The sequence below is a fragment of the Paraburkholderia sp. GAS42 genome, from assembly GCF_050436565.1.
Taxonomy (GTDB): Bacteria; Pseudomonadota; Gammaproteobacteria; order Burkholderiales; family Burkholderiaceae; genus Paraburkholderia.
Window position 1 is genome coordinate 1 of the sequence record NZ_JBNDML010000024.1, and the last position, 21,448, is coordinate 21,448.

A 21,448-nucleotide genomic window follows, 5' to 3' on the forward strand; every position below is an offset into this window, starting at 1 on the left:
GCCCATACTGGCTTCCCGCGTCCCCGCGCCTTCTCCTGAAAGCGCGAAAGATCGAGATTCTAGCCACCTCCCCCACGCCTTGCAAGCACTATTTTGATAAGCCCATTCAACGGTGCTTGAACACCGGTTTGCGTTTCTCAACGAATGCGGCCATCCCCTCTTTTTGATCCTCAGTTGCAAACAGGGAATGGAACAGGCGTCGCTCGAAATTCACACCCTCGGCAAGGGTGGTTTCGTAAGCACGATTCACGGATTCCTTCACCATCATCACCGCTGGCAACGGGAACTCCGCGATCGTGGCTGCTGCTGCAACCGCCTCGTCGAGCAATGACGCTGCGGGAATAACACGCGATACGAGCCCTGCTCGCTCAGCTTCATCTGCATCCATGAACCGCGCTGTCAGACACATGTCCATCGCTTTCGCTTTCGACACTGCGCGAGGCAGGCGTTGCGTACCGCCGGCACCCGGCATGACGCCGAGTTTGATCTCCGGCTGGCCAAACTTTGCGGTGTCGGCAGCGAAGATGATGTCGCACATCATCGCCAGTTCGCAGCCACCGCCAAGCGCGAAGCCAGCGACCGCGGCAATGATCGGCTTGCGGATAGTACGTACGGTTTCCCAGTTACGGGTGATGTAGTCGCCCTTGTACACATCCATATAGGTGTACGTGGCCATCATCCCGATATCGGCGCCTGCGGCGAACGCCTTCTCGCTCCCCGTCACAACGATTGCGCCGATTCCGTCGTCGGCATCAAAAACCTTCAGTGCGGCGCCAAGTTCATCCATCAACGCGTCGTTCAAGGCGTTCAGCGCCTTCGGACGGTTCAACGTCACCAGTCCAACCCGGCCGCGAGTCTCCACCAGAATGTTTTCGTAAGCCATGCTTCCTCCTTGTTTTGAATGAAAAGCAAAAACGCTTCGCGTGACTGTCCCAATAATGCTACCATTCGCCAACCAACCGGTCGGTCAATTATTCGACGAAAGCTCCCTCTAACGTTCAGCATCCCTTCCGCCATGACACATCCGCTATTCACGAAGCACGAAGACACGCTGCAGAAGGCGCTCGCCGCCATTGAGACACGCGGCTACTGGAGCCCCTTCGCCGAAATGCCCAGTCCGAAAGTGTACGGTGAAACAGCGAACGCGGATGGCGAAGCCGCGTTCAAGTCTCACCTGAACAAGACGTTCGAGCTGGATCAACCGGCCACAAAGGAAACTGTCGGCGCCGAAATCTCGCCGTTCGGCTTCCCACTCGGCATTCGCTATTCGAAGGCAGACCCCACCACGCTGATCGACGCTGCGGCCACGGCCCAGCGCGACTGGCGCACTGCCGGGCCCGAGGCATGGGTCGGCGTGTGCCTGGAAATTCTGTCGCGGGTGAATCGCGCCAGTTTCGAGATCGGCTACGCCGTCATGCACACGACCGGCCAGGCCTTCATGATGGCCTTCCAGGCGGGCGGCCCCCATGCGCAGGATCGTGCGCTGGAAGCCGTTGTTTATGCATGGGATCAGCTGCGCCGGATTCCAGCCGATGCGCACTGGGAAAAGCCGCAAGGCAAAAATCCGCCACTGGCGATGCACAAGCGCTATACCGTCGTGCCGCGCGGCACTGGCCTCGTGCTCGGCTGCTGCACTTTCCCGACATGGAACGGCTATCCCGGCCTCTTTGCCGACCTGGCAACTGGCAACACGGTCATCGTCAAACCGCATCCGGGCGCGATCCTGCCGCTTGCGATCACCGTGCGCATCGCGCGCGACGTGCTGCGGGAAGCCGGCTTCGATCCGAACGTGGTGACACTGCTTGCGACCGATCCTGATGATGGAGCGCTCGTGCAGGAGCTCGCCCAGCGGCCGGAAATCAAGCTGATCGACTTCACCGGCAGTTCGCAAAACGGTACGTGGCTCGAACGAAACGCACACCAGGCGCAAGTGTTCACTGAAAAGGCCGGCGTCAACCAGATCGTTATCGATTCCGTCGATGACCTCAAGCTGGCCGCCCGGAATATTGCCTTTTCGCTCGCGCTGTACTCCGGCCAGATGTGCACGGCGCCGCAAAACATCTATGTGCCGCGCGACGGCATTCGCACCGCCGAAGGTCAGATGAGCTTCGACGCTGTCGCCGAGGCCCTTGCCGGCGCGGTGCAGAAGCTCGTGGCCGACCCGGCCCGCGCGGTCGAACTGCTCGGCGCAATTCAAAACGATGGCGTGACGCAACGCATCGATGAAGCGCGAAAACTTGGCCGCGTGCTCGTCGACAGCCAGTCGCTCGAACATCCGGCCTTTGCCGGCGCGCGCGTCCGCACGCCGCTCCTGTTGCAACTCGATGCTGCCAGCAATGCTGCGCTGTTCACCCGTGAATGGTTCGGCCCGATCTCGTTCGTCATTGCGACCGACTCGACTGCACAATCGCTCGATCTCGCTGGCGCGATCGCCGCTGGGCATGGCGCGCTCACTCTGTCCGTGTACAGCGTTGACGACGCGGTCCTCGAAGCCGCTCACGAAGCATCGATCCGTGGCGGCGTAGCCCTGTCGATCAACCTGACGGGCGGTGTATTCGTGAACCAGTCAGCGGCATTCTCGGACTTTCACGGTACGGGCGCCAATCCCGCAGCCAACGCCGCACTTGCGGACGCCGCGTTTGTCGCAAATCGATTCCGCGTAATCCAGAGTCGAGTTCATGTTGAACCGAAGGCGGTTCCAGCGTAAGTCGGCCGAACGGCATATGCCATCCGGCCGACTGGAGCCCGGCCCGACGCCCCACTAATATGAGTCGACGGACCGGTGTGCAACGCCGGCCATCACTCTCTGGAACCCGACATGACAGACGCCTTTATCTGCGACGCGATTCGTACCCCGTTCGGCCGCTACGGCGGCGCCCTGAAAGACGTCCGCGCGGACGACCTCGGTGCAGTGCCCATCAAGGCGTTGATCGAGCGCAATCCGGGCGTCGACTGGCACGCGCTCGACGACGTCATTTATGGCTGCGCCAACCAGGCCGGCGAAGACAACCGCAATGTCGCGCGCATGTCGGCGCTGCTTGCCGGCTTGCCTGTCGACGCGCCCGGCGCAACGCTGAACCGGCTCTGCGGTTCAGGCATGGACGCGGTCGGCTCAGCGGCGCGTGCGATCAAGGCGGGCGAGGCGCATCTGATGATCGCCGGAGGCGTCGAGAGCATGACGCGCGCTCCGTTCGTCATGGGCAAGGCGACCAGTGCGTTCGCACGTCAGGCCGCGATCCACGACACGACGATCGGCTGGCGCTTCGTCAACGCGCTGATGAAGCGCGACTTCGGCGTCGATTCCATGCCGGAGACCGCGGAGAACGTTGCCGACCAGTTCGGCATCAATCGCGCTGACCAGGATGCGTTCGCCTTGAGCAGCCAGCAAAAGGCGGCACGCGCCCAGCGTGACGGCACGCTGGCGCAGGAAATCGTCGCGGTCGAAATCGCGCAGAAAAAAGGCGATGCGATTCGTGTGAGCGTCGACGAGCATCCGCGCGAAACATCGCTCGAAGCACTCGGTAAGCTGAAAGGCGTCGTGCGCGCCGAAGGCACGGTCACCGCGGGCAACGCGTCAGGCGTCAACGACGGCGCCTGCGCAGTCCTGCTGGCGAGCAAGGAAGCTTCGGAGAAGTACCGTCTGCGCAGGCGTGCACGCGTCATCGGCATGGCGACAGCCGGCGTGGAACCGCGCATCATGGGCATCGGGCCCGCGCCAGCTACCCAGAAACTCTTGAAGCAGATTGGCATGACGCTCGAACAGTTCGACGTCATCGAATTGAACGAAGCATTCGCGTCGCAGGGCCTCGCCGTACTCCGTGCACTCGGTCTGCGCGACGACGACCCGCGTGTTAATCCGAACGGCGGCGCAATCGCGCTCGGTCACCCGCTCGGCGCGTCGGGCGCGCGACTCATCACAACCGCGCTTCATCAACTGGAACGCACGAACGGGCATTTTGCCCTGTGCACGATGTGTATCGGCGTGGGACAAGGTATTGCACTCGCCATTGAGCGTGTCTGAAGAAGCTACCTTCTGCACCTGCAGGCCATGGAGACAAAGAGGAGACAACCGATGTCCTATGAAGCGATCCGCGTCGAGCTTGACGCCCCGTCCCGCGTCGCAACGGTAACGCTGAATCGCCCCGACAAGCTCAACAGCTTCACGCGGGCGATGCATAAAGAACTGAGTGCGGCGCTCGATGAAGTCGAAGCAGCGGGCGCACGTGCCCTCGTATTGACCGGCGCAGGCCGTGGGTTCTGTGCCGGCCAGGATCTGGCCGACCTCGATTTCACGCCTGGCGCAATGACGGACCTCGGCGGCTTGATCGACGCGCATTTCAATCCGCTGATCCGGCGACTCCAGGCGTTGCCGTTGCCGGTCATCGCGGCTGTCAACGGTACCGCTGCCGGTGCGGGTGCGAATCTCGCGCTGGCCTGCGATCTTGTCATCGCGGCCCGCTCGGCGAGCTTTATTCAGGCGTTTGTGAAAATTGGCCTCGTCCCGGATTCCGGTGGCACGTGGTTTCTACCGCGGCGCGTCGGGATGGCGCGCGCGCTCGGGCTCGCCATAACGGGCGACAAGCTCTCCGCCGAAAAGGCCGAAAGCTGGGGTCTTATCTGGCAGGTCGTCGACGACGCCGATCTCAAGGACGCTGCGGGGAAGCTGGCCACGCAACTTGCGCAGCAGCCGACCCGTGCCATCGCCGAAATCAAGCGCGCGATGCGCGAGGGCGCCACGCAAACGCTGGACGCACAGCTCGACCTCGAGCGCGATCTGCAAAGCGAACTCGGCGGATCGCATGACTACAAGGAAGGCGTACGCGCCTTCATGGAAAAACGCGCAGCACGTTTTGAAGGCCGCTGACATGTCCACCCAGCCACAGCACGACGCAGCAATGACGCCTGACGAACTTGCCCGGGCCACCGCTGACGCCATGTACGAAGCCGACGCCTGCAGCCAGGCACTGGGTCTCGAACTTCTCGACGTGCGCCCCGGATATGCCCGCATGCGTATGAGCGTCCGCCCCGACTTCCTTAACGGCCATCAGATCTGCCATGGCGGCCTGATCTTCACCCTGGCCGATTCGACGTTCGCCTTTGCGTGTAACTCATACAACATCAACACGGTGGCATCGGGCTGCTCGATCGAGTTTCTGCGTCCGGCGTACGGCGACGACGAACTCACCGCCGAGGCGATCGAACAGACGTTGAGCGGACGCAACGGCATCTACGACATCCGTGTGACGAATCGCGCCGGTGAAACAGTTGCCATGTTTCGTGGCAAGTCGGCGCAGATTCGCGGCACGGTGATCCCGACCGACCACTGAATACTCAAGCTGAACCCTCACCGCGACGTTCCGTTGTCCGCCCCGCGCAGCACATCTATTCTGAAAAGTAGCAAAGGAGACATCCGCATGACGACCTCTTTACCGCTCGACCCGATCGAAACGGCGAGCCGCGACGAACTCGCCGCCCTCCAGCTCGAACGACTGAAATGGTCGCTCACGCATGCCTACGAAAACTCGCCGGTTTATCGGCGCAAGTTCGACGACGCGGGCGTCCATCCGTCTGGGGTGAAGACATTGGCGGATCTGTCACGCTTTCCGTTCACCACCAAGAAGGATCTGCGCGACAGCTACCCCTTCGGCATGTTCGCCGTACCGCAGGAACAGATCTCGCGTATTCACGCTTCGTCGGGTACGACCGGCAAGCCGACCGTCGTCGGCTACACCGCGCGCGACATCGACACGTGGGCCAACCTCGTCGCACGTTCGATCCGCGCGGCGGGCGCGCGGCGCGGAGACAAGGTGCACATCAGCTACGGCTACGGGCTGTTCACCGGTGGACTCGGCGCGCACTACGGCGCCGAGCGCGCCGGCCTCACCGTAATTCCGTTCGGCGGCGGACAGACGGAGAAGCAGGTGCAACTGATCCAGGACTTCCGGCCGGACATCATCATGGTGACGCCCAGCTACATGCTGTCGATCGCGGATGAACTCGAACGGCAAGGGGTCGATCCGGCGCACTGCTCGCTGCGGATCGGCATCTTCGGCGCGGAGCCGTGGACGAACGACATGCGTCACGCGATCGAGCAGCGTATGGGCATCGACGCGGTCGATATCTACGGATTGTCCGAAGTGATGGGCCCGGGCGTTGCGTCGGAGTGCGCGGAGACGAAGGACGGTCCGACGATCTGGGAAGATCACTTCTATCCTGAGATCGTCGATCCGGAAACCGGTGAAGTGCTGCCGGAAGGCGAATTCGGCGAACTCGTCTTCACGTCGCTCACGAAAGAAGCGCTGCCGATCATCCGTTACCGGACGCGTGACCTTACGCGTCTGTTGCCCGGCACCGCCCGCACGATGCGTCGTATGGAGAAGATCACCGGCCGCTCGGACGACATGATGATCGTGCGTGGCGTCAACGTCTTCCCGACGCAGATCGAAGAGCTGCTGCTGAAGCAGCATGCGCTTGCGCCGCACTATCAGATCATCCTCACGAAGGAAGGCCCGCTCGACGTACTGACATTGAATGTCGAACCATGTCCCGAGATGGCGCCGGATACGGGCGCGCTCAATACCGCGAAGCAGGCGCTCGCTTATGACATCAAGGTGTTGATCGGGGTGAGCGCGGTCGTGAATGTTCTGGCTGTCAACGGCATCGAACGTTCGGTCGGCAAGGCAAGGCGCGTCGTCGACAAGCGGCGTTCCGGCGGCTGAAGAGTCGACGATCGGGATACCCGTGAACACGCAGGAGCGGTTCAGATCCCAGCCATCATGAAGAAGCGATTCGCAGCGCGGCACGCAGCGAATCGCGATGCAATCGTGCGGTGAACGCCCTCCGTCAATCGAGGCATCCGGCGCGTCGAGCGCTCCCCCGGCGGTTCACGAATTCGGCAATAACAGCCACATACGTCCGGCCTGCTTCATCTTGCCGGCGAGATCCCCGGCGTCATCGCCGAGGCCCCAGAAGTAGTCGGCTCGAACACCGCCCTTGATCGCCGAACCGGTGTCCTGTGCAAAAACCAGACGGTTCATCGGCGAGTTGGTCAATGGACGGGTCGTCTGCAAAAAGACCGGCGTGCCGAGCGGAATCGAAGACGGATCGACGGCGATCGAACGTTCCGGCGTCAACGGCACGCCCAGCGCGCCAATCGGGCCATCGGCGCCACCCTGCGGAGCCGCTTCACCGGAAGGCATCTCGCGGAAGAACACAAATCGCGGATTCGTATCGAGCAACGCATCGACCTTCGTCGGATTCGAACGCGCCCACGCCTTGATACCCTGCATCGTCGCCTGCGCGGGCGTGAGCTCGCCACGATCCAGCAGCGAGCGTCCGATCGACTTGTAGGGCTGATTGTTTGTTCCGCCAAAGCCGACACGCATCACGCTGCCGTCTTCCATCACGATCCGTCCAGACCCTTGCACCTGAAGGAAAAACGCTTCGATCGGATCGTCGACCCACACGAGTTCGTTGCCGGTCAGAACGCCCGCGCGCTCGAGCTGCGCGCGTGCCGGCAATGGCGCGCCGGCGCGATAGCCTGCCGGCCAGCGATACAGCGCCGTCTGGTACACGCCGTGTCGCACACGCGAACCGCGCAGCAAAGGTTCGTAATAGCCCGTCACAAGGCCGTCGAGCGTGCCGTCGGTATTTGCGAACTGGAAGGGGGTGAAATACGTTTCGAAGAATGTCCGTGCACTGGCGACATCGAGATCGTCGAGTTCCGCCGCCGCGGCACACGCCCGCTGCCAGTTCGGCTGACGTGCAAGCCTCGCGCAGTTCTGCCGCAACGCCGCCGCAGCACCAATCAGCGAATCGTCCTGCCAGCCGGGCACCTGCTGCCATGCGACAGGCGTGAGCCGTGTCGAAGCGATCTGGCCGGGAATGATTGCGGCGCCCGTTGGCGGCGTGGCCGCCGATCTCACCGATCCACCTCCACCACACGCAGCCAGCATCACCGTTACCGCCACCGCACTCGCCCAACCAGCGGCCGTCCGGACAATACGCATACAATGTTCGTTCTTGATGGAAACCGCCATGTCTGATCTGTTCGACGAATACCCGATGCTTATATTTGCGCTGGAGTCGCTTCTGGCGCTGTTCCTGCTGATTTTCATCGTTGTCTGGACGGCGTCCGGCAAGAAGAAGCAGACGCAGAAGGCCTCGGGCAAAAAGAGTGACAACCAGCAGTCGCAGCCGTAACCCTTCCGGCTGGAAACAAGCCTCTACGCCGGCTCAATGCAGCGTGCGCGGCATGCGCAGCATGAACTCGGGTACCGTCGCCTCGAAGCGCTCGCCGTCTTCCGCGACGCAGAAATACTCCCCGCGCATCGTACCGACGGGCGTTGCGATCAACGCCCAGCTCGTATATTCGAACTGCTCGCCCGGCTTCAGCAACGGCTGGTGACCGACCACGCCCAGGCCCTTCACTTCCTGAACGTGATCTTCGCTGTCGGTGATGACCCAGTGACGGGAGATCAGTTGGGCCGGCACCTGGCCGCTGTTGCGGATGGTCAGCGTGTACGCGAACGCATACTTGCGCCGCTCGGGATCCGATTCGTCGGGCAGATACGCGACCTGCGCCGACACGCTGAATTCGTACTGGCTCATCCTGATTCCGGTGTGAATAACATCTGCGGGAAACCCAGACATCAATGGTTTCCGGCCTGTCGGCGGGAAGTGGCTCTGGTTTCGCATTCTGCTTGATGCAGCGGACGCCCGCAACCAGCTATCCCATCCGGACAGGGGTTTCTCCGCGCGCAAACCGGTAAAATAGCGACTTTCGACCCGCCACTCCTCACGCCATGACGCAATTCAGAATCGCTCCCAGCATCCTGTCCGCCGACTTCTCGCGGCTCGGCGAGGAAGTCCGCAACGTCGTTGCCGCTGGCGCCGACTGGATTCACTTCGACGTGATGGACAACCACTACGTGCCGAATCTGACCATCGGGCCGCTCGTCTGCGAGGCGATCCGCCCGCACGTGCAGGTGCCGATCGACGTGCATCTGATGGTGCGTCCGGTCGACCGTATCGTGCCCGACTTCGCAAAAGCCGGCGCCAACGTGATCAGCTTCCATCCGGAAGGCTCGGATCACATTGACCGCACGCTGTCCCTGATCCGCGATCATGGCTGCAAGGCCGGCCTCGTGTTCAATCCGGCCACTTCGCTCAGCTATCTCGACCACGTGATGGACAAGCTCGATCTCGTGCTGATCATGTCGGTAAACCCTGGTTTCGGCGGGCAATCGTTTATTCCTGAAGCGCTGAACAAGCTGCGCGAGGCGCGCGCGCGAATCGATGCGTACAAGGAAAAAACCGGCCGCGAGATCCATCTCGAGGTGGACGGCGGCGTTAAGGTCGACAACATCGCTGAAATCGCAGCTGCAGGCGCGGACACATTCGTGGCGGGTTCGGCAATCTTCGGCAAGCCGGACTACAAGGCGGTCATCGACCAGATGCGCAGCGCGCTCGCCCACGTCGAGCACTAGGCGCGCACCGAGCGCGCAACAAACGAGCGACAAGCACGTACCCAGCGAGCCCTGAACATGACCGTGACGCCCTCATCCCCCGCACCGGCATTCACCGGCCCTCGCATCGAGGCCGCAATCATCGACCTCGACGGCACGATGGTCGATACTGCCGACGATTTCACCGCCGGCCTGAACGGCATGCTCGCGCAGCTCGATGCGGCGGAAACATCGCGCGAGGAAGTCGTCGACTACGTCGGCAAGGGTTCGGAGCATCTGATCCGCAGCGTGCTCGCGCCACGCTTCGAGGCGGAACACGCGCAGGACCGCTTCGACGAGGCGCTCGCGATCTACCAGGAAGAGTACGCGCGAATCAACGGCACGCACACGCGGCTGTATCCGGACGTCGAAGCGGGTTTGAAAGCGATGCACGACGCCGGCCTGAAGCTCGCGTGCGTAACGAACAAGCCGCGCCGGTTTGCCGTGCAACTGCTCACGCAATATGGCCTGATCGGCTATTTCAGCGTGGTGATCGGCGGCGATACGCTGTCGAAAAAGAAGCCCGACCCACTGCCGATGCTCACCGCCTGCGCTGAAATGCAGGTCGCCCCGGCAGCGACGGTTGCGATTGGCGACTCCGAGAATGACGCGATGGCCGGCCGTGCGGCCGGTCTGGCCACGCTGACTGTCCCGTATGGCTACAACCATGGCCAGTCTGTACAAACAATAAAATCGGATGGTATAGTTGCTTCGCTGCTCGATGCCGCCAAGGCAATCGCAGCGCACCAATCACCGACTTTATAAGTCCCTCATCCTCATGTTTCTGAATAAAAAACGGAGTCTGATTAGCATCGACCGGGGAGCCTGGCCCTGGCGTCGCTGGTCGCGCTAACCTCGCCTGAGGTACGCTGAAGCTCGTCTTCGGCACCGTTTTTTACTTCGCTGCGCTTTTCGCGCGCTTCCCGAGTTTTACGCCAGTAACCGCTGCATCGTTTCATCTGGCCTTCGTGTATCCATCGGGGTACCGTTGCGACATGCGGCCTTGCACGCGTCATCGGGACAGCACGCACCGGTCGGTTCTCCCTGTCGAATGACATAGACGCCTGACCGGCAGCGCAACGCCCCCGTCTTATCCGAAGCACACGCACGTTGTGCCGGACGCACGAACAGGATCGGAACATGACCGAACTCGAATTTCAGTCCCTCGCGAACGAGGGCTTCAATCGCATCCCGATGATCGCCGAGGCGCTTGCCGACCTCGAAACCCCGCTCTCGCTGTATCTCAAGCTCGCGCAGTCCGAGCGCAGCGGCGCCAACTCGTTCCTGCTGGAATCGGTAGTGGGTGGCGAACGGTTTGGGCGGTACTCGTTCATCGGCCTGCCGGCCCGCACGCTCATACGCACCCGCAACGGCGTGTCCGAAGTGGTGAAAGACGGCAAGGTCGTCGAGACACACGAAGGCGATCCGCTCGCGTTCATCCAGCAGTTCCAGGCGCGATTCAAAGTTGCGCAACGTCCCGGCCTGCCACGGTTCAGCGGCGGTCTCGCGGGCTACTTCGGCTATGACGCGGTGCGCTACATCGAGAAAAAGCTCGCGCACACCGCGCCGCCCGACGATCTCGGTCTGCCCGACATCCAGTTACTGCTGACCGAAGAAGTCGCGGTGATCGATAACCTTGCCGGCAAGCTGTATCTCGTGGTCTACGCCGATCCGGCCGTGCCCGAGGCGTACACGAAAGCGAAGCAGCGTCTGCGCGAACTGCGTCAGCGTCTGCGCACGACCGTTCAGCCGCCGGTTACGTCGGCAAGCATGCGCACCGAGATTTATCGCGAATTCGCGAAAGACGATTACCTCGCCGCTGTGCGCAAGGCGAAGGAATATGTCGCTGCGGGCGAATTGATGCAGGTTCAGGTGGGGCAGCGCCTGACGAAACCCTATCGTGACAACCCGCTCTCGCTGTATCGCGCGCTGCGCTCGCTGAATCCGTCGCCGTATATGTACTACTACAACTTCGGCGAGTTTCATGTGGTCGGCGCGTCGCCGGAAATTCTGGTGCGTCAGGAAAGGCGCGGCGAGGATCGGATCGTCACGATCCGTCCGCTCGCGGGCACGCGCCCGCGTGGCAACACGCCGGAGCGTGACGCCGAACTCGCCACCGAACTGCTGAACGACCCAAAGGAAATCGCCGAACACGTGATGCTGATCGACCTGGCGCGTAACGACGTCGGCCGTATTGCGCAGATCGGATCGGTCGTCGTGACCGACAAGATGATCATCGAAAAGTACTCGCACGTGCAGCACATCGTGAGTTCGGTCGAAGGCAAGCTGAAACCCGGCGTGACCAATTTCGACGTGCTGCGCGCGACATTCCCGGCCGGTACGCTGTCGGGCGCGCCAAAGGTTCGCGCGATGGAACTGATCGACGAACTTGAACCGGTGAAGCGCGGCCTGTACGGTGGCGCGGTCGGTTACCTGTCGTTCACCGGCGAAATGGATCTGGCGATCACGATCCGCACGGGTGTGATCCACAGCGGCAATCTGTATGTGCAGGCGGCCGCGGGCATCGTCGCGGATTCGGTGCCGGAATCCGAATGGCAAGAGACCGAAAACAAGGCGCGCGCGGTACTGCGTGCGGCGGAGCAGGTGCAGGACGGCCTCGATAGCGACTTTTGACCGGAGACAGACCATGCTGCTGATGATCGACAACTACGACTCGTTCACCTATAACCTGGTCCAGTACTTCGGCGAACTCGGCGAAGACGTACGGACCTTCCGCAACGACGAAATCACGCTCGACGAAATCGCGAAGCTCAATCCCGAGCGCATCTGCCTTTCGCCGGGGCCGAGCAATCCGCAACACGCGGGCATCACGCTCGACGTGCTGCGCAGATTCTCCGGCGAGATCCCGATTCTCGGCGTGTGCCTTGGCCACCAGGCGATCGGCGAAGCATTCGGCGGTCGCGTCGTGCGCGCGCAGACGATCATGCACGGCAAGGTGAGCCAGATCGAAACCGACTGCAAAGGGGTGTTCGCCGACCTGCCGAAGCATTTCACCGTCACGCGCTACCACTCACTCGCAATCGAACGCGAATCGCTGCCAGACTGTCTCGAAGTGTCCGCGTGGACCGACGACGGCGAAATCATGGGCGTGCGTCATAAAACGCTCGACGTCGAAGGCGTCCAGTTTCACCCGGAATCGATCCTGTCCGAACACGGCCACGCGCTGCTCGAAAACTTCGTGAAGCAGTCGAAACTCGCCGCCGCGTCGCACCGCAACGCCTGAAGAAAGAGGAAAGAACATGTCGATTACTCCGCAGGAAGCGTTGCAGCGCACGATCGAGCATCGCGAGATTTTTCACGACGAGATGCTGCACCTGATGCGCCTCATCATGCGCGGCGAACTCTCGCCGGTGATGTCGGCGGCGATCATTACGGGCTTGCGCGTCAAAAAAGAGACGATCGGCGAAATCGCGGCTGCCGCGACCGTGATGCGCGAATTCGCTCGGCACGTCGAAGTGCAGGACAACTCGAATTTCGTCGATATCGTGGGCACGGGCGGCGATGGCTCGCACACGTTCAACATTTCCACGGCGACGATGTTCGTCACGGCCGCGGCTGGCGCAAAGGTCGCGAAGCACGGCAATCGCGGCGTGTCGAGCAAGTCGGGCAGCGCGGACGTGCTCGAGGCGCTCGGCGTCAATATCGATCTGCAGCCGGAACAGGTGGCGGCATCGATTGCTGAAACCGGCATGGGTTTCATGTTCGCGCCGAACCATCATCCGGCGATGAAAAACATCGCGCCGGTGCGCCGCGAACTCGGCGTGCGCACGATTTTCAACATCCTCGGACCGCTGACCAACCCGGCTGGCGCCCCGAACCAGCTGATGGGCGTGTTTCACCAGGATCTGGTCGGCATTCAGGTGCGCGTGATGCAACGGCTCGGCGCGAAGCACGTGCTGGTCGTGTACGGCATGGATGGCATGGACGAAGTTTCACTGGGCGCGGCCACCACGGTTGGCGAACTGCGCGACGGTCAGGTTCACGAATACGAGATTCACCCGGAAGACTTCGGCATGCAGATGGTGTCGAACCGGACACTGAAAGTGAACGACGCCGCCGAATCGAAAGTCATGCTGCTCGAAGCGCTCGACAACAAACAGGGCGTCGCACGCGAGATCGTCGTGTTGAACGCGGGCACCGCGCTGTATGCGGCAAATGTCGTGGCATCGATCGCCGATGGCATTCAGGTGGCGCGCGAGTCGATCGCGAGCGGCCGCGCGCGGGCGAAGGTCGACGAACTGATCCGCTTCACGCAGCAATTCAAGAAATAACTTCTGCATCGAGATACCTATGAGCGACATTCTGGAACGCATCATCGCGGTCAAGCGCGACGAAGTCCGCGCCGCGAAAATGAGCGCACCGCTCGAAGAACTGCGCCTCGAAGCGTCGGCGCGCGACAAACGCGATTTCGTCGGCGCGTTGCGCGCGAAGCACGAGGCCGGTCTCGCAGCAGTGATCGCCGAGGTGAAAAAAGCCAGTCCGTCGAAAGGCATATTGCGCGAACACTTCGTGCCGGCCGACATCGCGCGCTCGTACGAGAGCCACGGCGCGGCGTGTCTTTCAGTGCTGACCGACGTCCAGTTCTTCCAGGGCAGCGGGACTTATCTGGAAGAAGCGCGCGCCGCCTGCAACCTGCCGGTGCTGCGCAAGGACTTCATCATCGATCCGTACCAGATCGTCGAAGCCCGCGCGATGGGCGCCGACGCGATCCTGCTGATCGCCGCCGTGCTCGAAACGTCGCAGATGCAGGATCTGGAAGCGTTCGCGCATTCGCTGGGGCTCGCGGTGCTCGTCGAAGTGCATGACAGCGACGAGTTGATGGAAGCGCTCACGTTGAAGACGCCCCTGATCGGCATCAACAACCGCAATCTGCGCACGTTCGAAACGTCGATCGACACGACGATCGGCATGCTCGAATCGATTCCCGACGATCGTATCGTCGTGACTGAATCGGGCATTCTGTCGCGCGTCGACGTCGAACGGCTGCGGGCGATGGACGTGCATACGTTCCTCGTCGGCGAGGCGTTCATGCGCGCTGAGCAACCGGGCGTGGAACTGGCGCGGATGTTTTTCTGAGCTGGCGAATGGGTCTGGCTGGACGAGCCGGACCGAACGAGGCACGAGATGGGTATCGAGAGTGAAATCAAGCTGGCGCTGCCGGTCGATCAGTTTGACGCGGCGACGCAGTTTTTCGTCGCACGCGCGGGTGAAGCCGGGCACCCCGTCACGCTCGAGAACATTTACTTTGATACACCCGAGCTGACGCTCGCGCGGTCCAAAAGCGCGCTACGGCTGAGACGCACGCCTGACGGCTGGCTGCAGACGTTCAAAACGGCCGGTGCCGCGAAAGCCGGATTGCACAGTCGTCACGAATGGGAAATGCCCGTCGCGGGCGAAGCGCTCGAAATCGACGCATTGCTGCGCGCATGCGACTCGCCGGATGTCGCGGCGGCATTGCGCAAAGCTGCGCCTGAATTGGCCGAACTGTTTCGCACGAACTTCACGCGCACCGTGTGGCATGTGCGGCAGGACGGCGCAGAGGTTGAAGCGGCGATCGACCAGGGCGAAGTCATTGCCCATGTAAATGGTGAAACGCGCCGCGCGCCCATTTCCGAGGTCGAGCTGGAATTGAAGGACGGTGACGAAGCGGCACTGCATGCGCTGGCAAAAGAGTTGACGTCGAAAGTCCCCGGCCTCACGCCGGACGACATCAGCAAGGCGCAGCGCGGCTACAGGCTGCGCGAGCGATGAATGGCAAGCGGTGATCGATGCCACGCGCTGAACCACTGCATCGCCGAACCGCGCACTCGCATTGGCACGCCGCAGTTCGCGTGAGCACGAATCGTCAAGCGTGTGTCTCTGCTGGCGCGCACCTTCACCGCTCACCGCTCACCGTCGTCCGAGCCAACCGACCACCAATAGCCCGGCCGAACCACACCAGCCGCCTTGAGCCGCGTCCCGTTTGCTGCGACACTTCCCCGCCATGACCTCTGCCACCCGCTCCCGTTCTTCTTCGTCGCAGGCTTCGCTTTTCGGCGACGCGCCTGCTGATCAAGCTCCATCGTCAGCACAACCCGCTTCGACGACGGCAACGACCACGCTCGAAGCCCAGTTCGACGCGCTGCCGCCCGCGTGGCGCAAACATCTGAAGCCGTTCATCGATAGCGACGCCTACGCGCCTTTGTGCGCTTTTGTCGACGCTGAGCGCGCCGCCGGCAAAACTGTCTATCCCGCTGACGTCTTCCGCGCGCTCCGGCTGACGGGCCCCGACGACGTGAAGGTCGTCATCCTCGGTCAGGATCCGTATCACGGCGAAGATCGCGGCACGCCGCAGGCGCACGGACTCGCGTTTTCGGTGCCGCCGGCGGTGCGTCCGCCGCCGTCGCTGCGCAATATCTTCAAGGAAATCGCTGCGAACTTCGGCTACGAGGCGCCGCGTCACGGCTGTCTCGACACGTGGGCGCGACAGGGCGTCCTGCTGTTGAATACGGTACTGACCGTCGAGCGCGATTCGGCCGCGAGCCATGCAAAGCGCGGCTGGGAAAAATGCACCGACACGCTGATTCACGAACTCGCGATGCGCCATGAAGGGCTCGTGTTCATGCTGTGGGGTGCGCATGCGCAGACCAAGCGCGCGCTGCTCGGTGGCCGGTCGCATTACGTACTCGAAGCACCGCATCCGTCGCCGCTGTCGGCGCATCGCGGTTTTCTCGGTTGCCGGCATTTCGCGCTGGCTAACGAATATCTTGAACAGCATGACCGTCTGCCGATCGACTGGCGTCTGCCCGAGGAAGCGCAAACGCTGGCGTAACGCGACGCGAAGCGTCGCCATTCGCGCACCGCGCAACGACCCTGCGCAACGCAACACTCCGAGAAGCGCCGGCAGAAAAAAAACGCCACGGAGTTCACCCGTGGCGTTTTTTCATTCCTGCGAGACCGGGGCGTCAGCCCCCGTCTCGCCGAAAAAGCAGCTTACGCAGCCGCGATAGCTTCGCGAGCGCCCGCGAGTGCGGCGTTAGCGACTTCCGGGCCCATGTTCAGGCCTTCGGCGTAGATGAAGTTCACGTCGGTCATGCCGAGGAAGCCGAGGAACATCTTCAGGTACGGCGTCTGGCTGTCGCCCGGCGTGCCGAGGTACTTGCCGCCACGTGCCGACACGACGTGCACTTTCTTGCCCGTCACGAGGCCTTCCGGACCCGTTGCGCCGTACTTGAACGTGATGCCAGCGCGGGCGATGAAGTCGAAGTACGTCTTCAGTTGCGACGACACGCCGAAGTTGTACAGCGGCGCAGCGATCACGACGATGTCAGCAGCTTGCAGTTCGGCGATCAGCGCTTCGCTGCGTGCAGCGATAGCGTTCTGTTCCGGCGTGCGTTGTTCAGCCGGCGTGAAGAATGCGCCGAGGATCGTGTCATCCAGGTGGGGCAGCGGCTCAGCCTGCAGGTTACGGACGACGACTTGCGCGCCCGGGTTCGACTGTTGCAGCTTTGCGGTCAGTTCGTTGGCAAGCAGCGTCGAATTCGCGCCTTGCGAGCGGGCTGCCGAGTTGATTTGCAGAATCGTGGTCATGGTTGACTCCAGTTGGGGCGCGCAGTGTTGCGCGAGTGGAGCCATTGTGGTTTTTTACCCGCCGCGGAAAAAGTACCGCGCGGGCGACGGATTGTTGCATGAGTAGAACAATCCGCCGCCTCCAACCCGAGATTTGGCCGCTTTCGCCACCTTTCAGCGCGCTGACGGCGCCCCGCCGCCGTCAGGACGGCGTCATTTCCCGAGCCAGCGCTCACGCCAGTTCCGCGGCGCGACGCGCTTGTCGGTGACCGAAAGCTTGTAGCGCGCGACGTCGGGCGCGTCCAGCTTGAGCTGCGTAGAGCGCAGTTCGTCGCGACGGAACGCATGCACTTCCACCTTCGCGCCCGGCACGTAGCGCGACAGCAGCGTGTCGAGGTTCGAACCCGTGACGCGCAGGCCGTCGATCGCGATCAGCACGTCGCCGGCCGACAAACCGGCCTTTTGCGCCGCACTGCCGTCGTGCACCGCCGCGAGCGTGCAATCCGCGCCGCCGCGCACGCGCACGCCGAGCGACGGCTTGCCGCTCTTCTCCGTCTCCGGCGCGATGCCGATGCCGAACGGCGCGAGCAACGGTTCAAGCGGCAGATCGCGCGTGCCGTACACGCCGTGTTCGAACAGATGGGCGAGCCTGGCGCCGGTCGCTTCGGCGAAGAGCGCTTCAATGTCCGCCTCCGACACGCCGACCGGCTTGCCGCGATAGAAATCGCGACCAAAGCGTTGCCACAAGAGACGCATCACATCGTCGAGCGATTTGCGGTTGCTGGTCTGCGCGCGAATCGTCAGATCAAGACACAGCGCGACGAGCGAACCCTTCGTGTAGTAGCTGACGATCGCGTTCGGCGCGTTTTCGTCCTGCCGGTAGTACTTCACCCACGCATCGAACGAGCTTTCCGCGACCGACTGCTTCAGACGCCCGCTGCCGCGCTGCACGCCACCGACCACCTTGCCGAGCAGACCGAGATATTCGTCGGGTGAAATCAGCCCGCTGCGCACGAGGATCAAATCGTCGTAGTACGACGTAAAGCCCTCGAAGAGCCACAGCAGCGACGTGTAGTTTTCGCGCGTCAGGTCGTACGGCGCGAACGCGGCCGGCTTGATGCGCTTCACGTTCCACGTGTGGAAATATTCGTGGCTGCACAGGCCGAGATACGTCCGGTAGCCTTCGGTCGTTTCCGGACGACCCGTCACCGGCAAATCCGTGCGGTTGCAGATGAGCGCCGTCGACGCGCGATGCTCGAGGCCGCCGTAACCGTCGCTGACCACCTGCGTCATGAAGACGTAGCGCTCCAGCGGCGCTTTCTTCGACTTCGGCTCGAAGAGCGCGATCTGCGCTTCGCAGATGCGTTTCAGGTCAGCGGCGAGACGATCCATATCGACGGCAATCGTGCGGCCCGCGATCACGATATCGTGCGGCACGCCATGCGCCTTGAACGTGGTGAGCGCGAATTCGCCGAGCGTCACCGGGTGGTCGATCAGTTCGTCGTAGTTGAGCGCGCGATACTCGCCGAAACCGTAGCGCTTCGTGCCGCGCGCTTCGGGCAACGCCGTCGCGACGCGCCAATGGCGATGCGACTCGCCCGCCGGTTTCTGGATATCGACCACACACTGCGCTTCCTCATGCCCGAGTGCCGACAGAAACACGCTCGTGCCGTTGAAGAAGCCGATCGTATCGTCCAGATGCGCCGCGCGCACCGACATGTCCCACGCATACACCTCGTAGCGCAGCGTCAGCTCACCTTTGACGGGCGCGACCTGCCACGTATGCTTGTCGGTTTTCTCGACGCGCACCTTGCGGCCCGCGTCGTTGAACGCACGCAGCGTCACGATATTGCGCGCGAACTCGCGGACCATGTAGCTGCCCGGAATCCACACCGGCAGCATGAAGCGCTGCCCGGCCGGATCGGGATCGGCAACGGTGACGCTCACTTCGAACAGATGGGCGGCGGGTTGCTTAGGGACGATGGTGTAGCGGATCGGCTTCATCGGCGGGACATCCAGGCAGTGAGCGGGGCGTTAAAACGGCAGGAGGCGCACGACGCGCCTCCTGTCCGACAAATGCGATGCGGTTAGCGGACTGCGGACAGTTCCTTGTCCAGCCGGTCCGCCGGCACGGCGCCCGGCAGACGGCGGCCGTCGGCGAGGAACACCGTCGGCGTGCCGTTGACATTCATCTGCTGGCCGAGCGCCAGGTTTTTATCGATGGCCGAGGTGTCACAGCTTGCGGCCGCGGTCGGCGCGCGATGGTCGATCATCCACGATTCCCACGCCTTCGCGCGATCGGTCGAGCACCAGATCGACTTCGATTTCGACGTCGAATCCGGCGAAAGCACCGGGTACAGGAACGTGTAGACCGTCACGTTATCGATCGACTTCAACGTGGTTTCGAGCTGCTTGCAGTACGGGCAGTTCGGATCGGAAAACACCGCGATCCTGCGCGCGCCGTTGCCCTTCACCACCTTCACCGCGTTGCCGAACGGCAGGTTCGCGAAGTCGATCTTGCTGGTTTCGGCGAGGCGTGCCTCGGTGATATTCGTGCGCGTCTTCGCTTCGACGATGTCGCCGAGCACGAGATAGTCGCCGGTTGCGTCGCTGTAGACGATCTGTGTGCCGAGGTTCACTTCGTACAGGCCGGCGATCGGCGACTTCGAAATGCTCTTGATGGTCGCGTCACCGAGGCGGGACTCCAGCGCGGCCTTCAACTTGTCGGTGGTCTGGTCGGCCTGCGCGGAGCAGCCGAGTGCGGCGGCGGCAACGGCCAGTGCCAGCGTCGCGATGCGGATACGTTTTTGCATGTTCGATTCCTGAGTCGGTTGCACGCGCGGTTGCGTGCCTTTCGTGTGTGCTGTGGAAACCAGAGTGGGCGGGCGGCAGCCTTTAGCCCAGCGCCGCTGAAACAAGCCAGCGCTTGAGCAACGGCTGCGCGCCGACAAACGCCATGCCGGTATTGCGCACCGCGCGGGCCACCGTGCCCGGTACGGAAAACAGTTTCTGCAGACCGTCGGTCGCGATCATCAGCGCGCGGATGTCCTCGCGGCGCGCCCGTTCGTAGCAACGCAGCAGCACCGTGTCGCCGAGATCGCGAAACGCTTCCTTCTTCGCGATCACGTCGGCAAGGGCGGCGACGTCGCGCAATCCGAGATTCATGCCCTGCCCTGCGAGCGGATGTATCAGATGCGCCGCATCGCCGACCAGCGCGACACGGGGCGCGATCAGACGATCCACCGTTTGCAGCGCGAGCGGGAAACCCTGCGCCGGCGTCACGCACTCGAGCGGCCCGAGCAGGCTTTGCGTCACGCGCTCGACTTCGGCAGCAAGCTGCGCAGGCGCCAGTTCCAGCAGTTCGTGCGCGTGTTCCGTCTGTGCCGACCAGACGAGCGACACATGACCATCCGGCAGCGGCAGCAGCGCGACGATTTCGCCGTCCTTGAACCATTGGTACGCGGTGTCACCGTGCGGCCGACCGGCCTTGAAATTCGCGACGACGCCTGTCTGTTTGTAGTCGCGTCGATCGACTTTCGAGCCGATCTGCGCGCGGACCCACGAGTGCGCACCGTCCGCGCCGACCACCAGATCCGCCTCCAGCACGCCGCCGTTCGCGAGCCCGATCGCCGCGGCATCAGTCTTCACGTCGAGACTTTGGGCGCGCGAGTCGATCCACGTCAGGTTGGGCTGGAAGCGCAGCGCGGCGTCGAGCGCGCGCTCGATCAGCGACGATTCGGCGATCCACGCCAGTTGCGACACGGAAGCCTGGAAGGCGGAGAAATGGAGCTCGGCGGCTGCGTCGCCGAAGACGCGCATGTCGTAGACCGGCGCGAGACGCGGCAGATCGAGCGCCTGCCAGACTCGCAGACGCTCCAGCAAAGTCTGCGAACTCGCGGAAAGCGCGTACACACGCGCATCGAAAGCGGCCCCGGCGGGGAGCGACGCGCACGTCTGCGCGAGTAGCGCGACGCGCCTGCCGCCTTGCGTCAGCGCGAGCGCCGCGGTCTTGCCGACAAGCCCGCCGCCGATCACGGCAACGTCGAAGGTCTGGTGGTGAACAGTCATCCGCGCATTATAGCCGCGGGTGTTCGTGGGGACGGATGCGGCGCGTGCGGCATTTGCGCTGGTTTCCTGACCTGGGTCTGCTTTCGGGTTCCGGCGGCCAGATTCGCGCTGACAAGGCATGCGCAGCGGCACCCGCACAGACAAGGGTTACAATTGCGGTTTTCGGTGACAGCCGTCACCGGCACAAGACGTTTCGCTTACGCCGCGATGTCTGGCGCAGTCCCGTTTGCGGACTTCCGCCGGCACGCGAAGCCGCTACCAGGCTGTCCTTCCGCCCAACGGCCGCGCCGTAACGCACGTCATCA

Annotated in this window: 21 protein-coding genes; 14 read left to right on the forward strand and 7 right to left on the reverse strand. The window is 62.8% G+C overall.

Annotation, left to right across the window (positions count from 1 at the left end):
* Window positions 1–106 precede the first annotated feature (106 nt).
* Window positions 107–883, reverse strand: coding sequence for an enoyl-CoA hydratase (locus tag P3T16_RS28320; RefSeq protein WP_429344870.1), 777 nt, complete (start codon window positions 881–883; stop codon window positions 107–109).
* A 132-nt stretch (window positions 884–1,015) separates the two neighbouring features.
* Here P3T16_RS28320 and paaN point away from each other — a divergent pair, with 132 nt between their 5' ends.
* The 5 genes from paaN to paaK all read left to right on the forward strand — a co-directional run bounded on the left by paaN (window position 1,016) and on the right by paaK (window position 6,719).
* Window positions 1,016–2,707 carry a phenylacetic acid degradation protein PaaN gene (gene paaN, locus P3T16_RS28325; RefSeq protein ID WP_429344801.1) on the forward strand — a complete coding sequence of 564 codons (1,692 nt, stop codon included), beginning with the start codon at window positions 1,016–1,018 and terminating at the stop codon, window positions 2,705–2,707.
* A gap of 111 nt (window positions 2,708–2,818) precedes the next feature.
* Window positions 2,819–4,021, forward strand: coding sequence for a 3-oxoadipyl-CoA thiolase (pcaF, locus tag P3T16_RS28330; protein ID WP_429344802.1), 1,203 nt, complete (start codon window positions 2,819–2,821; stop codon window positions 4,019–4,021).
* Between the two features lie 51 nt (window positions 4,022–4,072).
* Window positions 4,073–4,864 carry a 2-(1,2-epoxy-1,2-dihydrophenyl)acetyl-CoA isomerase PaaG gene (paaG, locus tag P3T16_RS28335; protein ID WP_429344803.1) on the forward strand — a complete coding sequence of 264 codons (792 nt, stop codon included), beginning with the start codon at window positions 4,073–4,075 and terminating at the stop codon, window positions 4,862–4,864.
* 1 nt (window position 4,865) lies between these two features.
* The gene (gene paaI, locus P3T16_RS28340; RefSeq protein WP_429344804.1) at window positions 4,866–5,327 is read left to right on the forward strand and encodes a hydroxyphenylacetyl-CoA thioesterase PaaI; all 462 of its coding nucleotides are present in this window, start codon (window positions 4,866–4,868) and stop codon (window positions 5,325–5,327) included.
* Between the two features lie 87 nt (window positions 5,328–5,414).
* On the forward strand, window positions 5,415–6,719 hold the full coding sequence (gene paaK / locus P3T16_RS28345) for a phenylacetate--CoA ligase PaaK (RefSeq protein ID WP_429344805.1): 1,305 nt from the start codon (window positions 5,415–5,417) through the stop codon (window positions 6,717–6,719).
* 165 nt (window positions 6,720–6,884) lie between these two features.
* On the opposite strand, the gene mltA is transcribed toward paaK, so the two are convergent.
* Window positions 6,885–8,117, reverse strand: coding sequence for a murein transglycosylase A (mltA, locus tag P3T16_RS28350; RefSeq protein WP_429344806.1), 1,233 nt, complete (start codon window positions 8,115–8,117; stop codon window positions 6,885–6,887).
* Between mltA and P3T16_RS28355 the strand changes: the two genes are divergently transcribed.
* Window positions 8,038–8,202 (forward strand): hypothetical protein, encoded by a 165-nt coding sequence (locus tag P3T16_RS28355; RefSeq protein ID WP_429344807.1) that lies wholly within the window; start codon window positions 8,038–8,040, stop codon window positions 8,200–8,202. The two genes, mltA and P3T16_RS28355, sit on opposite strands and share 80 nt — an antisense overlap.
* A 33-nt stretch (window positions 8,203–8,235) precedes the next feature.
* On the opposite strand, the gene apaG is transcribed toward P3T16_RS28355, so the two are convergent.
* Window positions 8,236–8,610 (reverse strand): Co2+/Mg2+ efflux protein ApaG, encoded by a 375-nt coding sequence (gene apaG / locus P3T16_RS28360; RefSeq protein WP_429259409.1) that lies wholly within the window; start codon window positions 8,608–8,610, stop codon window positions 8,236–8,238.
* A gap of 194 nt (window positions 8,611–8,804) precedes the next feature.
* Here apaG and rpe point away from each other — a divergent pair, with 194 nt between their 5' ends.
* The 8 genes from rpe (at window position 8,805) to P3T16_RS28400 (ending at window position 16,338) form a co-directional block, all read left to right on the forward strand.
* The gene (rpe, locus tag P3T16_RS28365; RefSeq protein WP_429259408.1) at window positions 8,805–9,488 is read left to right on the forward strand and encodes a ribulose-phosphate 3-epimerase; all 684 of its coding nucleotides are present in this window, start codon (window positions 8,805–8,807) and stop codon (window positions 9,486–9,488) included.
* 57 nt (window positions 9,489–9,545) lie between these two features.
* On the forward strand, window positions 9,546–10,271 hold the full coding sequence (locus P3T16_RS28370; protein WP_429259407.1) for a phosphoglycolate phosphatase: 726 nt from the start codon (window positions 9,546–9,548) through the stop codon (window positions 10,269–10,271).
* Window positions 10,272–10,646: 375 nt separating this feature from the next.
* Complete coding sequence (trpE, locus tag P3T16_RS28375) at window positions 10,647–12,140, forward strand: anthranilate synthase component I (RefSeq protein ID WP_429259406.1); 1,494 nt, start codon at window positions 10,647–10,649, stop codon at window positions 12,138–12,140.
* A 13-nt stretch (window positions 12,141–12,153) separates the two neighbouring features.
* A complete protein-coding gene (locus P3T16_RS28380) occupies window positions 12,154–12,750 on the forward strand; it encodes an aminodeoxychorismate/anthranilate synthase component II (protein WP_429259405.1) in 597 nt (198 codons plus the stop codon).
* A 16-nt stretch (window positions 12,751–12,766) separates the two neighbouring features.
* Complete coding sequence (gene trpD, locus P3T16_RS28385) at window positions 12,767–13,798, forward strand: anthranilate phosphoribosyltransferase (protein ID WP_429344808.1); 1,032 nt, start codon at window positions 12,767–12,769, stop codon at window positions 13,796–13,798.
* A 19-nt stretch (window positions 13,799–13,817) separates the two neighbouring features.
* Window positions 13,818–14,603, forward strand: a complete 786-nt coding sequence (gene trpC / locus P3T16_RS28390) for an indole-3-glycerol phosphate synthase TrpC (protein WP_429344809.1) — start codon at window positions 13,818–13,820, stop codon at window positions 14,601–14,603.
* 48 nt (window positions 14,604–14,651) lie between these two features.
* Window positions 14,652–15,278: a CYTH domain-containing protein gene (locus P3T16_RS28395; RefSeq protein WP_429344810.1), complete on the forward strand. Its 627-nt coding sequence runs from the start codon at window positions 14,652–14,654 to the stop codon at window positions 15,276–15,278.
* Window positions 15,279–15,510: 232 nt separating this feature from the next.
* Window positions 15,511–16,338, forward strand: coding sequence for a uracil-DNA glycosylase (locus tag P3T16_RS28400; protein WP_429344811.1), 828 nt, complete (start codon window positions 15,511–15,513; stop codon window positions 16,336–16,338).
* 161 nt (window positions 16,339–16,499) lie between these two features.
* Here the strand turns inward: P3T16_RS28400 and P3T16_RS28405 are convergent, their stop codons facing one another.
* The 4 genes from P3T16_RS28405 to P3T16_RS28420 form a co-directional block, all read right to left on the reverse strand.
* Window positions 16,500–17,096: an FMN-dependent NADH-azoreductase gene (locus P3T16_RS28405; RefSeq protein WP_429259400.1), complete on the reverse strand. Its 597-nt coding sequence runs from the start codon at window positions 17,094–17,096 to the stop codon at window positions 16,500–16,502.
* A 192-nt stretch (window positions 17,097–17,288) separates the two neighbouring features.
* Window positions 17,289–19,079 (reverse strand): M61 family metallopeptidase, encoded by a 1,791-nt coding sequence (locus P3T16_RS28410; protein ID WP_429344812.1) that lies wholly within the window; start codon window positions 19,077–19,079, stop codon window positions 17,289–17,291.
* An 83-nt stretch (window positions 19,080–19,162) separates the two neighbouring features.
* The gene (locus P3T16_RS28415) at window positions 19,163–19,888 is read right to left on the reverse strand and encodes a DsbC family protein (RefSeq protein WP_429344813.1); all 726 of its coding nucleotides are present in this window, start codon (window positions 19,886–19,888) and stop codon (window positions 19,163–19,165) included.
* A gap of 82 nt (window positions 19,889–19,970) precedes the next feature.
* A complete protein-coding gene (locus P3T16_RS28420) occupies window positions 19,971–21,143 on the reverse strand; it encodes a UbiH/UbiF family hydroxylase (RefSeq protein WP_429344814.1) in 1,173 nt (390 codons plus the stop codon).
* Window positions 21,144–21,448 lie beyond the last annotated feature (305 nt).